This is a genomic window from Amycolatopsis sp. NPDC052450, from assembly GCF_044547565.1.
Classification (GTDB): Bacteria; Actinomycetota; Actinomycetes; order Mycobacteriales; family Pseudonocardiaceae; genus Amycolatopsis.
This window is the reverse complement of sequence record NZ_JBIUAQ010000002.1, coordinates 312,486-326,765: the sequence shown is the minus strand read 5'-3', so window position 1 is coordinate 326,765 and position 14,280 is coordinate 312,486. Positions and strand designations below refer to the sequence as shown.

Annotated in this window: 13 protein-coding genes; 4 read left to right on the top strand and 9 right to left on the bottom strand. The window is 69.7% G+C overall.

Features of this window, described 5'->3' with window-relative positions; translation table 11 throughout:
* Positions 1-17 precede the first annotated feature (17 nt).
* The 4 genes from ACIHAO_RS06405 to ACIHAO_RS06390 are packed head-to-tail and all read right to left on the bottom strand — an operon-like array spanning position 18 to position 5,245.
* Positions 18-1,139: an acetate/propionate family kinase gene (locus ACIHAO_RS06405; RefSeq protein ID WP_396555074.1), complete on the bottom strand. Its 1,122-nt coding sequence runs from the start codon at positions 1,137-1,139 to the stop codon at positions 18-20.
* Positions 1,127-3,427 (bottom strand): phosphoketolase family protein, encoded by a 2,301-nt coding sequence (locus tag ACIHAO_RS06400; protein ID WP_396555073.1) that lies wholly within the window; start codon positions 3,425-3,427, stop codon positions 1,127-1,129. Before ACIHAO_RS06400 ends, ACIHAO_RS06405 begins: the two co-directional genes overlap by 13 nt.
* Positions 3,428-3,479: 52 nt before the next feature.
* Positions 3,480-4,136: a response regulator gene (locus tag ACIHAO_RS06395; protein ID WP_396555072.1), complete on the bottom strand. Its 657-nt coding sequence runs from the start codon at positions 4,134-4,136 to the stop codon at positions 3,480-3,482.
* Positions 4,133-5,245 carry a sensor histidine kinase gene (locus ACIHAO_RS06390; RefSeq protein WP_396555071.1) on the bottom strand — a complete coding sequence of 371 codons (1,113 nt, stop codon included), beginning with the start codon at positions 5,243-5,245 and terminating at the stop codon, positions 4,133-4,135. Before ACIHAO_RS06390 ends, ACIHAO_RS06395 begins: the two co-directional genes overlap by 4 nt.
* A gap of 193 nt (positions 5,246-5,438) precedes the next feature.
* Here ACIHAO_RS06390 and ACIHAO_RS06385 point away from each other — a divergent pair, with 193 nt between their 5' ends.
* A complete protein-coding gene (locus ACIHAO_RS06385; protein WP_396555070.1) occupies positions 5,439-5,798 on the top strand; it encodes a DUF6223 family protein in 360 nt (119 codons plus the stop codon).
* On the opposite strand, the gene ACIHAO_RS06380 is transcribed toward ACIHAO_RS06385, so the two are convergent.
* On the bottom strand, positions 5,749-6,393 hold the full coding sequence (locus tag ACIHAO_RS06380) for a carbonic anhydrase (protein WP_396555069.1): 645 nt from the start codon (positions 6,391-6,393) through the stop codon (positions 5,749-5,751). The two genes, ACIHAO_RS06385 and ACIHAO_RS06380, sit on opposite strands and share 50 nt — an antisense overlap.
* Before the next feature lie 74 nt (positions 6,394-6,467).
* Positions 6,468-6,917 (bottom strand): MarR family winged helix-turn-helix transcriptional regulator, encoded by a 450-nt coding sequence (locus ACIHAO_RS06375; protein WP_396555068.1) that lies wholly within the window; start codon positions 6,915-6,917, stop codon positions 6,468-6,470.
* An 82-nt stretch (positions 6,918-6,999) separates the two neighbouring features.
* On the opposite strand from ACIHAO_RS06375, the gene ACIHAO_RS06370 reads away from it, so the two are divergent.
* Positions 7,000-7,470 (top strand): cupin domain-containing protein, encoded by a 471-nt coding sequence (locus tag ACIHAO_RS06370; RefSeq protein ID WP_396555067.1) that lies wholly within the window; start codon positions 7,000-7,002, stop codon positions 7,468-7,470.
* 165 nt (positions 7,471-7,635) lie between these two features.
* On the opposite strand, the gene ACIHAO_RS06365 is transcribed toward ACIHAO_RS06370, so the two are convergent.
* The gene (locus ACIHAO_RS06365; RefSeq protein ID WP_396555066.1) at positions 7,636-8,169 is read right to left on the bottom strand and encodes a hypothetical protein; all 534 of its coding nucleotides are present in this window, start codon (positions 8,167-8,169) and stop codon (positions 7,636-7,638) included.
* Positions 8,170-8,333: 164 nt separating this feature from the next.
* Here ACIHAO_RS06365 and ACIHAO_RS06360 point away from each other — a divergent pair, with 164 nt between their 5' ends.
* Positions 8,334-10,619: an ATP-binding protein gene (locus ACIHAO_RS06360; RefSeq protein WP_396555065.1), complete on the top strand. Its 2,286-nt coding sequence runs from the start codon at positions 8,334-8,336 to the stop codon at positions 10,617-10,619.
* Here ACIHAO_RS06360 and ACIHAO_RS06355 read toward each other — a convergent pair whose 3' ends face one another.
* Positions 10,620-11,477: a dienelactone hydrolase family protein gene (locus tag ACIHAO_RS06355; protein WP_396555064.1), complete on the bottom strand. Its 858-nt coding sequence runs from the start codon at positions 11,475-11,477 to the stop codon at positions 10,620-10,622.
* A gap of 183 nt (positions 11,478-11,660) precedes the next feature.
* On the bottom strand, positions 11,661-12,851 hold the full coding sequence (locus tag ACIHAO_RS06350) for an oxygenase MpaB family protein (protein ID WP_396555063.1): 1,191 nt from the start codon (positions 12,849-12,851) through the stop codon (positions 11,661-11,663).
* Between the two features lie 261 nt (positions 12,852-13,112).
* Here ACIHAO_RS06350 and ACIHAO_RS06345 point away from each other — a divergent pair, with 261 nt between their 5' ends.
* Positions 13,113-14,276, top strand: a complete 1,164-nt coding sequence (locus ACIHAO_RS06345) for a TetR/AcrR family transcriptional regulator (RefSeq protein WP_396555062.1) — start codon at positions 13,113-13,115, stop codon at positions 14,274-14,276.
* Positions 14,277-14,280: the final 4 nt, after the last annotated feature.

Genomic DNA, 14,280 nt, shown 5'->3' with positions numbered 1-14,280 from the left:
GTCACCGGTTACCCGGCTCACTTCGCCGGCAACCACGGCTTCCCCCGCGGCACCGGCAAAGCGTCCGCCGCTGCCGACGCCAGGGACAGTTCTTCGCGCGACCGCACGGTCAGGACCGGTATCCGCGCTTCCCGGTCGCTGATGACCGCGTCCTCCGAACGTTCGGAGGACAGACCGCCCCGAATCCCGAGTACGCCGAGTCCGCGTGCGATGGCCTCGGCGACCTCGGGCTGGTCCCAGCCGATGTCGCCGGTGAGCACCAGTGCGTCGACGTGGTCGAGGCCCGCCGCGACGGCCGCGATCTCACGGCGTGCGCGGTGTTCGAACACCGCCATGGCGAACTGGGCCCTGACGTCACCGGCCCGGCTGTCCTTGACCAGCTCGCGGGTGTCGTCCGAGGTGCCGGACAGGCCGAGCAGCCCCGAATGGTGGTAGAGGCCGTCCTCGAGTTCGTCCAGCGCGACATGCCCTTCCCGCAGGAGCCACAGCAGCATGCCGGGGTCGACACTGCCGGAGCGTTTGGCCATCATCGTGCCTTCGAGCGGGGTGAAGCCCATCGACGTGTCGACACTGCGCCCGCCGGAGACCGCGCAGACCGAGCTGCCACCGGACAGATGCGCCACGAGCAGGTTCAGCCCGGTCGCCGGCCGGGAGAGCAGCTCGGCGGCCCGCCGGACCGCCCAGGCGAACGAATGTCCGTGAAACCCGTAGCGGCGCAGATCCCAGCGTTCACGCCAGCGCGCGGGCAGGGGATAGGTCCGCGCGACCTCCGGCAGGTCGTGGTGGAAGGCGGTGTCCGGGCAGACGACGTGCGGAACGTCCGGCAGCAGGCCGGTCAGCTGGTCCAGCAGGGCTTCGGTGTTCGGGACGTGTTCCGGCGCCAGCGATTTCGCCGCCGCGATCGCCTCGCGCACTCCGGCGTCCACCACGGACGGCGAGACGAGCGCGGACCCGCCGTGCACGAGCCGGTGAGCGACCACATCGACCTTCAATCCATCCACAAAGGACTGAACGTCTGCCGTGGCATCGGAGGGCCGCTTGCCGATCTCCGCCGAGTCGACGACGTCCTCGCCGTCGACCACATGCAGGCGCAGGCTGCCCGAGCCGGGATTGACGGTGAGGACCCTCATGCGCGCCACCGCCAGCCGGTGATCTCCGCCGGATCCTCACCGTCCTGATAGGACTGACGCAGGACGGCGTCCCGTCGCCGGATCAGGTCGCGCGCGAGGTCGCCGCCTGCCGAAGCCCAGCCCGGTGCCCGCCGTACGGCGTCGGCGGCGAGGTCGTGGCGGGTCATCCGGTTGCTCGCGAGCAGATCGAACGGGGTGGTCGTGGTGCCTTCCTCCAGGTAGCCGTGCACGTGGAAGCGGTCGGTGCCGGGACGGCCGTGCAGGACCTCGTGCACCGCGGACGGGTAGCCGTGGAAGGCGAACACCACCGGGGTCCCGTCGCCGAAGCAGCCGGTGAACGCCTCCTTGGACATCCCGTGGGGATGCCGGTCCGGCGGGCAGAGCGAGAGCAGGTCGACCACGTTCACCACCCGCACCCGCAGGTCCGGCGCGGCTTCGCGCAGCAGCTGGGCCGCGGCCAGGGTTTCGACGGTCGGGGTCGTCCCGGCGCAGGCGAGGACGACATCGGCGGCGTCTTCGGTGGTGCTCGCCCACGGCCAGACCGCGGCACCGGCACGGCAGTGCGCGCGGGCCTCCTCGGGCGAGAGCCACTGCGGGCCGCTCTGTTTCCCCGCGACGACGACGTTGATCAGGCCGGTCGAGCCGAGACAGCGGTGCATCGTCTCCAGCAGCGTGTTCGCGTCCGGCGGGAGATAGATCCGCGAGGCGGTGGCCTTCTTGGTCAGCATCTGGTTGATGAAGCCGGGGCCCTGATGGCTGTAGCCGTTGTGCTCCTGACGCCAGCCGTCGCTGGTGAGCAGGTAGTTCAGGCTCGCCACCGATGCGCGCCATGGCACCTCGCCCGCCATCTTGAGGAATTTGGCGTACTGGTTGACCATGCTGTCCACAATGGACACGAACGCTTCGTAGCAGGGGAACAGCCCGTGCCGTCCGGTGAGCAGGTAGCCCTGCAACCAGCCTTGGCACAGATGTTCCGACAGCACCTCGTGCACGCGGCCGCGCGGGGCGAGATGCTCGGTGTACCCGGGAACGTCACGGTCGAACTGGCGTGGTGTCGCTTCGAGAAGCGCGCCCAGCTTGTTGGACTCCAGCTCGTCCGGGCAGACGACGCGGAACGTGGCGGGCGCACGCCGGACGAGCTCCGCCAGCCATTCCGCGAGCGCTTCGGGGGCGCTCGCGTCGGCGGCACCGGGCTCGTCGACCGCGACGGCGTACTTCGCGACGTCCGGCAGCGGCAGATCGCGGCGAAGCCGTCCTCCGTTGGCCTGCGGGACCCGGCCGAGCCGCAACGCCGGGTCGGGTGGCACCGTCAGGATGTCCTCGGCCGGGACACCGTTCTCGTCGAAGAGTTCCTCCGGCCGGTAGGACCGTAGCCAGCGTTCCAGTGCGGCGAGTTCGCGCGGATCGTCAGCGGCGCCGGACAGGGGGACCTGGTGGGCGTGGAAGGTGCCTTCGAGCGGCGTTCCGTCCGGCGTGGTCGCGGGCAGGCCCGCTCCCTTGGAGTTCCGCAGGACGATCATCGGCGGCGGGCCCGCGTCGCGCTCGTGTGCTCGCGCCAGCGCCTCGGCCAGCGGTGTGTCCGGATCTTCGCTGTCGCGGACGTCCACCAGGATCGGGCTCCAGCCGCAGCCGGTGAAATAGGCGGCGAGTTCGTCCTCGGACATCGCTTCGTAGATCGTCGGCGACGCGATCTTGTAGCCGTTGAGGTGGAGGATGGGCAGGACCCTGCCGTCACCCTTGCCGGTGAATTTGGGGCTGTGCCAGGCGGCGGCCGTCGGCCCGGTCTCGGCCTCCCCGTCACCGATCACGCAGGCGACCAGCAGCCCCGGATCGTCGAAGGCGGCACCGAAAGCCGTCGCGAGCGCATACCCGAGCTCCCCGCCCTCGTGGATCACACCGGGGACTTCGGGGGACAGGTGGCTGGGGAAACCGCCGGGCCAGGAGAACCGTTCGACGAGTTCGGTGAGCCCTCGCTCGTCGAGAGACAGCCGCGGGTCGTACTCCGCGTGAGTGCCCTCCAGCCAGAGGTTGGCGTGGATGGCGGGCGCGCCGTGGCCGGGTCCGGTGATGAGCAGTGTCCGTTGCCCGGTCTCGGAAACGAGGCGATTCAGGCCCGCGTAGACGAGGGTCAGGCCGGGGCAGGTGCCCCAGTGCCCGAGTGGACGTGGCTTCAGATGTTCGGGCCGGAGAGGCTCGCGGAGCAGGGTGTTGTCCTTGAGATGGATCATCGCCGCGGCGAGATAGTCGCACGCCCGCCGGTACCGCCGTAGCGTGCCGGCTTCGGTTCCGCCAGGCACCGGTCCTCCTTTCCGAGTGGGTTTTCGGAAGGGGTACCCGGTGCCGGGGCGGCTAACCCGGTACGACCAGGCCGGATTCGTAGGCGAGCACCACGAGTTGCGCGCGGTCGCGGGCGTGGAGTTTGGTCATGGCACGGTTGACGTGGGTCTTCGCGGTCAACGGGCTGATCACCATCCGGTCGGCGATCTCGTCGTTGGACAAGCCTCGCGCGACCAGGGCGACGGCTTCGCGTTCCCGGTTCGTCAGTTCCTTCAGCCCGTTTCCGGTGCCGGTGCGGGGCGGCTGGGTGACGTACCGGTCGATCAGCTTGCGGGTGATCGACGGCGCGAGCAGGGCGTCGCCGCGCGCGGCGACGCGAACCGCGTGAAGGAAGTCTTCGGGTTCGATGTCCTTGACGAGGAACCCCGCCGCGCCCGCGCGAAGGGCGTTGAAGACGTACTCGTCCAGGCCGTAGTTGGTCAGGATGACGACGTGCACGCCGGACAGGGCCGGGTCTGCGGCGATGCGCCGGGTCGCCTCGATGCCGTCGACGACGGGCATCTGGATGTCGATGAGCGCGATGTCGGGCAGGTGTTCCTTCGCGAGTGCCACGCCTTCGCGGCCGTCGGCGGCTTCGGCCACGACCTCGATGTCGTCTTCGACGTCGAGCAGCGCGCGGAATCCGCTGCGCAGGAGCGGCTGGTCGTCGACCAGCAGGACACGGATCACGACGTTCGCTCCACGGGAAGTTCGGCTTGGACGGAGAAGCCGCCCGCGGTTCGCGGTCCGGCGTGGAGCCTGCCGCCGAGAGCGGTGACCCGTTCACGCATCCCCAGCAGCCCGACACCGGGGATCGGCTCGGTGTCCGGGGTGGCTTTGCCGTCGTCGTCGACCTGGATGGCGACGGCGTCCGGACGGTGGTCGATCCGGATCGACGCGGTCGTGGCCGCGGCGTGCCGGGCGATGTTCGTCAAGGACTCCTGGACGATCCGGTACGCGGTGCGGTCCACCGCCGCGGGCAGGTCGTGCCGTTGCCCCTCGACGGTGAGCGTCGTGTCCAGACCGGTCGCCTGTGCCCGGTCCACCAGGTCGGCGATCCGGTCGAGTCCGTGCGGCGGGTTCGTCTCGTCGTCACGCAGGGCTTCCAGGGTCGCCCGTAATTCGCGGGTCGCTTCCCGGCCAGCCTCCCGGATCGCCAGCAACGATTCCGGCACCGGCTCGCCCCGTTTGGTCGCCAGGTGGACGGCGACTTCGGCCTGCACCTTGATGACGGAGATCTGGTGGGTGAGGGAATCGTGCAGTTCCCGCGCGATGTGCAGCCGCTCCTCGTCGGCCCGGCGCCGCGCGGCCTCCTCCCGGGTGCGCTCGGCCTCGTCGGCCCGGCGTTCGGCCTGGCGCAGCGCCTCGCCCGCCGCGCCGGCGGCGATCAGCCAGGCCAGCTGGAGAGTGTCCCGGCTTTGGGTGAGCGCGTCGCTCACGGTGGTGGCGTTGCCGGACACCAGGATCACCAGTGGGAGCGCGCCGACCATGAGCAGCGATCCGGCCACGGCGACGATCCAGTGACCGGCCCGGACGGCGGCGTAGACGGCGACCAGAAAGGCGATGATCGGCACGGTGGAACCGGCGGCCTGGTATCCCAGCGCGCACACGCCGGTCACGGCCAGCACCGTGAGCGGAGCCCGGCGGTGCGCGGCGAGCGCCAGGCCACCGGCGGCCAGCAGCACGTAGCCCGGCGGGTCGAGACTCGCGGAGGAGCCGGACAGTTCCGTGACCAGGAGAACCGCCGTCACCCCGGCGGCGATCGCCCAGTCCCAGATCCCGATCCGGCCCTTGCTCATGCGTGCACACTAGCCAGCCGTCCGGCCGCGCGACTCCTCCGCGGGGACGATCCCCGGCTACCGCGCACGCGGTAGTCCCGGAGCTTCTACGGCGTCGGCGGCAGTCCGGATTGTCTGCGTCCACGGGACGACCGGAGGCAGGCGGACGGACACCATCGACGGGGCATCCAGTCATCGAGCGAAGGAGTACCCCATGTCGGTCCACCAACTACTGGCCGCGAACGAAGCCACCGGCGCCTACCTGACCGCCGGCCGTCTCTGGTCGCTGGTGGCCGTGCTCGCCGGCCTGATCGGGGTGATCGCGGGCGGCCTCGCTCGCTTCCGTTCCGGCGGCAACCGGCGCGGAGCGTTCGTGGCCCTGACGGCGGGCCTGCTCGGCATGGCGGGCGGCGGTTTCGTGGTGGTCGCCGCCAAGGGTGGCCCCGGCACCGGCTACGGAATCGTCGGCGGCTTCATCGCACTGGCGATCGGACTGCTCGCCGCGGCCCTCGGCGTCCTCAGCCTCAAGCAGGCTGGACGTCCGCCGGTCGCTCGCTCAAACCACGGGTCGTGACGACGCGCGCGTTGCCGTCGGCCAGGTGATAGGACAGTCCGACGACGGCGGTTTCCCCGGCGTCGATCTTGTCGGCGAGCAGCCGCGAACGGTCGACCAGGAGGTCGACGGTGTGCCGGATGTGCTCGTCGATGATCTCGTCGTCGCCGGTGAGCCCGGCGGCGCGGGCGGCGAGGACGCTCGGGGTGACCCGTTCGATGACGTCGCGGACGAAACCGTTGGTGCCGAGTCCTTCGGTCAGCGCCGCGCGAGTCGCGGCGACGGCGCCACAGGAGTCGTGGCCGAGCACGACGACCAGGGGACAGTCGAGAATGCTGACGGCGTATTCGATGCTGCCCAGCACCTCCGAACCGGCGACGTGCCCGGCGGTGCGGACGACGAACAGGTCGCCGAGCCCCCGGTCGAAGATGATCTCGGCGGCGAGCCGCGAGTCCGAACAGCCGAAGAGGACAGCGAACGGACGCTGTCCCGGGGCTGTTTCGGCGCGGCGGACGGCGTCCTGGTTCGGGTGCTCCGGGGTGCCGGCGATGAAACGCCGGTTACCGGCGAGCAGAAGGTCGAAGGCCTCGGAAGGGCTCGGCGGCGCGTCGCTCATGAACCGGAGATTACCGGCTGTCGCCGCGGGTGGCAGAGCGTGTGGTCCGGCTCATAACGGCCCGCCGCCTCGCGTCACTGATCGAGCCTGCCGGCGACGGCGCGCATGGCGCGGCCGACGGCCTGGAGGTCTTCCGGCGCGATCACGTCCACGAAGTGTTCGCGGACGGTGCGGAGGTTGTCCGGTGCCGCGCGGCGCAGGGTCTCGTGCCCTTCGTCGGTGAGCCGGGCGCGCACGCCGCGGCCGTCGTCGGCGGTCGATTCCCGCTGGACGAGGCCGCGGGTCTCCAGCCCGCTGACGCGATGCGAGAGCCGGCTGCGCGAGTAGTACGCCGATTTCGCGAGGTCCGCCATGCGCATCGACCGGCCGGTGGCTTCGGACAGTCGCACCAGGAGTTCGAACTCCGCCAGGGAAAGCCCGTGCTCCTCGCGCAGCCGCCGGTCGAGAAGGTCGATGAAGCGCACCGATCCTTCGATGAACGCCCGCCAGTCACGCTGCTGTTCCGTGTCGAGCCAGTTGGTCACGGCCACACCGTAACAGTTGACGCCTTCAACCACTTCGGTCTAGCTTGGTTGAAGACTTCAACCAGATGGGGAGCGAGACACGATGGCGAACGAAGCCTGGGTGATGCAGGAGAAGGACGCGGAGGTCATCGAGAAGCCCGCGTTGTGGTTACTGGCCGACGGCGAGCACACAGGCGGATTCCTCGGCGCGAACCGGCTGTCCCTGCGCGCCGGGGAACCCGGCACGAAACCGCACTATCACCGGAAATCCGCCGAAGCCTTCTACGTGCTGGAGGGCGCGTTGCGGATGCTGGTGGGCACCGAGACGATCACGGTCGAGCGGGGTGGTTACGTGGTGGTCCCGCCGGGTGTCCGGCACGCTTTCGCCGCACCGCCGGACGTCGACGCGGACGTCCTCATCACGCTGGCGCCCGGCGTCGAACGGTTCGGCTATTTCCGTGTCCTGCCCGAGATCCTGCGCGGGAACGTCGCACCGGAGGAGGTCGAACGCCTTCACGAACGGTATGACGTCCACTTCGTCGACGCGCCGGAATGGGACGAGCGCGGCCGCTAGTGTCGCGTGACCCTGCTTGCCTTACGCCGCTGCGGCCCACGCGGCCCCTGGCTGCGCCGGAGAAAAGCCCAAGTACATCCAGTACGAGCTGCTTTTCTCCGACTTGCCAGGAACCACGTGGATCCACAGCGCCGCAAGGCAGCAGGATCACGCGACACCAGCCGTTCAGTTCGGCCGGACCAGGCGCGGGAACCCGGCCGCGTGGAGCCGACGGGTGGCTTCGTCGTCGATGCTGACCCTCCTGACCGAGCCGGCACCCAATCCGGTCATCACCATCGCGACGAGCATGAGGGGGGCCAGCACCGTGCGCACGAGCATGGCCCAGCAGGCCGCCGCGCCGATCCGGCCGCCGTCCTTGAGCCGGACGAGCCGGGTCCCGGTGAGGGCGGCGCCGAGAAGGCGGCCATTGCCGAAGAACAGGCCATAAAGCACCGGAACGGCGATCAGCAGCCCGAGCAGCGTCAGGAGCGGCGCCTCGTCGGGCAACGCGCTGTTACGGGTGGCCACCGCGAACACGATGAAACCGAACGCCGCGATCAGCAGATAGACGGCGAAGTCCACGAACCAGGCCGCCAGTTCCGCCCAATCACTCGCCGAGACATAGAGAGTCCCGTCGTCGAACGCGCCGAGTCGTTTCGCGACCTTCGGGCCGAATACGTCTTCGACCTGCTCCTTGGCGACGTCCAGCCGTCCGGTCATGGCGTGCCCCCACCTGCCTCAAGTCGTCGCCGCGTGCGCGGACACTATGCGGGAGAGCCCGGGCTGTGGTGTGAACAGCCCACAGTGACCGCTCGTTCCGGGATTCGCCCGTGCGGCGGACATGCTTCGATATGAGCCCGGCGGTTTCGCGGGTGAGGAGGTCCATGGCGAGCGGAAGTGAGGTCCACCGGCGGCCGCTGACGAGTTATGTCGGCCGCGCGGACGACGAGAACGAGGTACGACGGCTGCTCGGCGCGGGACGTTCGGTCACCTTGACCGGGGCGGGCGGCGTGGGCAAGACACGGCTGGCCGCTCAGGTGGCCAGTTCACTCACCCGGGCCTTCCCCGGTGGCGTGGCGGTCGCCGGATTGGGGGAGTTGCGGGACGAACGTCTCGTCGCGCGCACGGTCGCCGACGCCCTGGGCCTGCACGACACGGCGGGGCGGACCGACCTGGAGGCGCTGGTGTCGTACCTGCGTCCCCGGCGGTCGTTGCTGGTGCTGGACAACTGCGAACATCTCCTCACCGGAAGCGCGGACCTGGTGACGGCGTTGCTGCGTGACTGTCCGGACCTCGTGGTCTTGGCCACCAGCCGGTGCTCGCTGGGGATCCCCGGCGAGCACGTCCTGTCGATCCCGCCCCTGGCCGTACCCGGCGAAGAGAGCATGACCTCCGCCGAAGCGCTCACGTTCGGCGCGGTGCGGCTGTTCGCGGAGCGCGCCGCCGTCGTCGTGCCCTCGTTCGAGGTCACCGAAAGCAACGTCGCGGACGTCGTCGTCCTGTGCCGGCGGCTCGACGGCCTGCCGCTGGCGATCGAACTCGCGGCCGCCCGGATCCGCGTCCTGTCGCCGTCGCAGATCGCGGCCAGGGTCGAGGACGACCTGGGTGTACTGGCCACCGGTCTCCGGGCGCCCGTCGAGCGGCATCGGACGCTGCGCGCCACCCTCGACTGGAGTCACTCCCTGTGTACCGCGACCGAGCGGACCGTCTGGGCGCGCTGTTCGGTGTTCGCCGGGCAGTTCGACCTGTCCGCGGCCGAGGACGTCTGTACCGGAGACGGCGGGCCGGCCGCCATGGCCGTGCTGGACGCGGTGGACGGCCTGGTCGACAAATCGGTGCTGGCCCGCGTCGACGGCACGGACAGGGTGCACTACCGGATGCTCCGGCTCATCCGCGAATACGGCGGCGGGCGGCTCGCCGATTCCGGTGACGAGCTCGCCATCGCGAGGAAGCATCGTGATCACTACGCCCGGCTGATCGAACAGGCCGCCGGCACCTGGTTCGGACCGGGGCAGGACGAGGCGTACGAGCGCCTGATCGCGGCGCACGCCGACATCCGCGAGGCGCTGTCATGGTCGCTCCGCACTCCTGGGGAAAGCCCGGTGGCGTTGGAGATGGCCACCGGCGTGATCGAGTACTGGGTGGCCCGCGGCGCGGCCTGGGAAGTGCGTGACTGGATCGATCGGGCCCTAGACGCGGTCTCACCGGATACCCCTGGCCGGGCCCGTGGCCTGGCGATCGCGGCCCTTTGCGCCGCGCTGCACGCGGATCTGCCGCGTGCCCGGCGGCGGCTGACCGCCGCCGAGGCGATCGAGGACGACGAAGCCGTGCCGTACATCGCCCACGCGCGGGCCTTCGTGCGGATGCTGGCCATCGAATCGAACTCGATGACTCAAGCGGCGGAGGCCGTGCGGATCTTCGGTGAGCGAGGCGATGTACGGCGCCAGATGCACCCGATGTTCCTTCAAGGGGTCGCACTGGCTTACCTGGGCGACCTCCCGGGAGCGCGGGCGCTGCTGGGTTCGATGCGCTTGCTGTGCGAGGAAGCCGGGGAGTTCCGGTATCGCTCCATGGCCCTGTTCGGGCTGGGGGTCGCCGAGATCTGCTTCGGCGGCGATCTCGACGACGGCGAACGCTTCATCCGTTCCGCGCTGGAGATCGACCTCCGCACGTCCGACGTGCTGTCCGCGGCGTACCGGGTGGACGGTCTGGCCTGGGTTTCCGCGCGGCGCGGGGAATGGGTCCGGGCGGCGGAGCTGTTCGGCACCGCCGCCACGCTCTGGGACCGCTGCAACGCCGTGCCCGACGTGGCCGTCACCGCGACGCACACGACGTTCTCCGAGGCCACCCGGAAAGCCTTGGGAGCCGAGAAGTTCGACGCCGCGTTCGCCGAAGGACGCCGTCGGAACCCGCACGACGCCCTGGCAGGCCCGCGGGTACGCCCGGAAGTCCCGTCCGGCGTCCTCCCGCCGCTGACGCCGCGCGAGTCGGAGATCGCGCGGCTGGTCGCGGCGGGGCTGAGCAACCGGGAGATCGCCGCGCGACTGGTCATCGCGCGGCGCACGGTGGAGACACATCTGCAGCACATCGCGCACAAGCTCGACTTCGCCAACCGGACGCAGCTGGCCGTCTGGGTCGAGCAGCGAGACGCCGCCCGTAGGACGCGGTGATCAGTCGATCGGGCAAGTTCCCCGGTATACGGCGATCTTCGGATCGTTCGCTGGAAGCGGGCACAGGAACCGGTCGTACCTGGTGTCGTCGTCCACGAAGCGTTTCATCCACGAGATGCTGTACTTCGCGATGGTCACGTTCGGTTTCGTCGGCACCAGATGGCCCGCCCCGGCCAACAGCACGTACGCCTTGTCCAGCGACTCGGGAAGGCTTTGGTAGAACGGGCGGGAATAGGTGCCGTCCGGCGCGATGAAGTCGTTCTGCGCACTGACGACGAAGGTGGGGACTTTCAGATCCGAGAACGTCGTGTTCGGATTCCAGCCCGTCAACGGGATCGCCGCCTTCAACGCCGGTGCCTTCTGTGACGCGATCAAGGCACCGCCGCCGCCCATCGAGTGGCCCATGACGGCGAGCCTGTTCCGGTCGACGCGGCTCTTGGCCTGACTCGTTTCGGTGACGTAGCGCAGTGCCGCGAGCAGTTGCCCGGACCGGTTGTCCGGGGTGTCCAAGGTGCTCTTCGTCGAGAACGTGATGACGACGAAACCCTGGGAGGCGAGGCGCGGGCCGTACCACGCGATCGCCGCCTCGGATTCCAGGAAGCCGGGGGCGATCGCGATCGCGCCGAACGTGCCCTGACCGGTGTCGGTCGGATAGTGGATCGTCCCGGCGCCGAAATCCTGTCCGGCCGGGACCTTCTCGGTGGCGATCTCGAACGATCCGCGGTCCGCTTCGATCGTGGCCGTGGTCGGCTCAGGGCCGCGGGCGTAAGGACTTTCCTCGGCGGCGGCCGGCACCGACACCAGGAGTGCGGTCACCGCGCCGACGACCGCCGCGGTCCATTGTGGTCCACGCTTCATCGCGCTTGTCCTCTCGGGAGAACCGTTCCGAGGATGGAACGGTTTCCCAGATATAGCGGGACCGCGGCCGGGCGCGCGTCGTGGAAACTACTGAGAGGTGACGGCCTCCTCGGGTCGCTTTCTCGAAATTGTCACGCGAAGGGGAATTCCGCGACGTGCGGGTGTCATGCCGGTGAGATCGGTTCAGGCTCCGGGCCGGTTCCCGGTGGGGATCGTGATGCGGGTCGTCGTCGGTGAGGTCCCCTTGTTGAGGAACAACATCGCCAGCGCGCGCACCATCTGGTCGAACAGGTGGAAGCCCGCGGGCATGATGGGGATCAGGCCTTCCCGGAACGCGATGTAGGCGGGCCACGTGGTGCGGATGAGGGCGGCGGAAGCGTAGTCGCGGCGCAGGCCGAGCCAGTCGCCGATCGCGTCGCTCAGCACGTACCGCACGAACTCGTTGAGGAATCCGCGCGTGACGCCCAAATCGACCTGCGCGGTCAAGCCGAGCAGGTCTTCGGCGAGTTCCTTGCCTTCGTGCGACGGGGAAAGGATCGGGGTGAGCACCTGCGCCGACTGCGCGTGCGCGGCGGCCCACGTCTGCGGGATGAACTCCTCCCGCACACCGAGCAGATGGATGGCGACCTGCCACATGTGGAGGAAAGCGGCCTCGTCCGCGGCCGACATCGGGACCTTCCATTCGCGCAGCTTCCGGTGCACGAAGGTGCCGAGACTGTGGAAGGTGACCAGGATGTCGCCGTTGCTGATCGGGATCCGTTCGTCCGCGACGGCCTTCCAGTGCGCCGACTGCGGCAGCAGGTGACGTACCGCGGCGTGCACCAGCCGCGTCTTGTTGGCGGTGACCACGAACTGGCCGCCGGGCTCGAAAGCGTTGAGGTCGCTCAGGTCGTAGCCGAAAGTGAAGGTCTTGGCGGCGCGGTCCTGCATGTCGGCCCCGCCCGCGGACCAGTAGACGGATTTGGCCTCGCGCGGGATGACCGTGCTCATGATGCCGCTGCCGAGCCCGTACAGCATGAACAGATAGGTGTCCTTGCGCCGGTTGAAATCGGCCGCGCGGCGCAGCTTCGCGGGATCGGCCCAGGACGGCAGCTTGTTGACGCGCTGAAGGTATTCCGCCAGATCGGCGGGAAGGCCGCCGGGCAGCGGATCGTTGTTGTCCACCCACGGACCGATCGCGGCGTTGACCGACGGAACCTGGCCTGCTTCGAGGACCGCCGCCATGATGCGGTCGATTTCGTCGTCCCAGACCCACCAAGGATCGGCGGCCGACCCTGCCCGGGTCTCGCCCCAGGCGGGCGCGACGCTCGCCGCGCCGACAAGGCCCAGTGCGACGCCGAGGGACAGGACGTTCCTCCTGCTGAGATCGCTCATTTACTTACCTAACTTCCTTGGTAGGTTCGGGACGCTTCCGGCGCGTCCGATGAGTGATTCCTGATTAACATAACGAAGCGGTCAGGTGGTCGGCAAGGGAAGCGCCGACCTGAATCGGTCCCCTTCGGCCGAGGTCGGACCCGTTCGGCGTTCACGGACCTGGATGCCGCGTGTCACGCGGGAGCCGAAGTGTGGTGATCCGGTTCGTGGTTGACTTCCCCGCATGGCCCTGTTCCCGCCCGCAGCCGTCCGGATCCGGCGATGAGCGCCGACTCGACCGCGGCCGTCCGGCCCCGCAACCGCAAGCAACTGATCGTCGACGCGGCCGGGCGGATCTTCAGCGAACACGGGTATCACGCGGCTTCGATGGAGGAGATCGCCGCCGACGTGGGCATCACCGCGGCGGCCCTCTACCGGCACTTCCCGAACAAGTACGCGCTGTTCGCCGCGTGCGCGAACGTGATGGCGGACCGGCTCGCCGCCACCCTCGACGAGGTGCCGCCCGGCGCGCCGGTGGCGGACGTGCTCGCCGCCGTCACCCAGGGGACGGTGACCCACCGCGCGTCGAGTGGCCTGTACCGCTGGGAGTCCCGGTATCTCGACAGCGACGACAGGCACGCGCTGGGGGAGAAGTTCGCGAGGGTCGTCGACCGGGTGACCGAGGCGGTGCGGCGGGAGTATCCGCTCCCCGGCCCGGGATTGCGGGCGGTGGCCGCGCTCGGGGTGATCGGGTCGATCACGATGCACCGGACGTCGATCGCCCAGCGCCGTGTCGAAGAGGTGCTGGTGGAGTCCGCCCTGCGGGTGGTCGCGACCGACCCGACGACGAGCGTCGCGGGCGCGGGCGCCGTCGAGCTGCCGTCTCGTCCCGTGCCACGCACGCGGCGTTCGGAGATTCTCGCGGCCGCCATCCCGCTGTTCGAGCGGGATGGCTTCGCCAACGTGACGAACGGGCGGATCGCCGAAGCCGTGGGGCTGGTCCCGTCCGCGCTCTACCGGTATTTCCCCGGCAAGGCCGACATTCTCGCCGCCGCCTGTCTCCAGGCCGCGGGGATACTGACCCAAGCGGTGGAACAGAACCTTCACGGGGTCGACGGCCCGCACGACGCCCTGCTCGCGCTGGCGCGGACCTATGTGGCCTACAGCTTCGAACACACCGCGCTCACCAGTGTCGCCAACGCCGAACTGGCGGGTCTGCCCCCGGCTCTGCAGCGGCCGTTGGTCAGCGCGCAGCGTGAGCACATCGCCGTCTGGGAACAGCAACTGCGATCGGCGCGGCCGGAACTCGATCAGCGTCAGGCGAGGGTGCTCGTGCACGCCGGTTTCGGCGTGGTGGTCGAAGCAGGCCGGAGGGTGCGGTGGGAGGACGTCGCCGCCAACCGTGACGCCGTCAGCGCGCTGCTCGTGGGCGCCTTGGGGGTCTGACGCC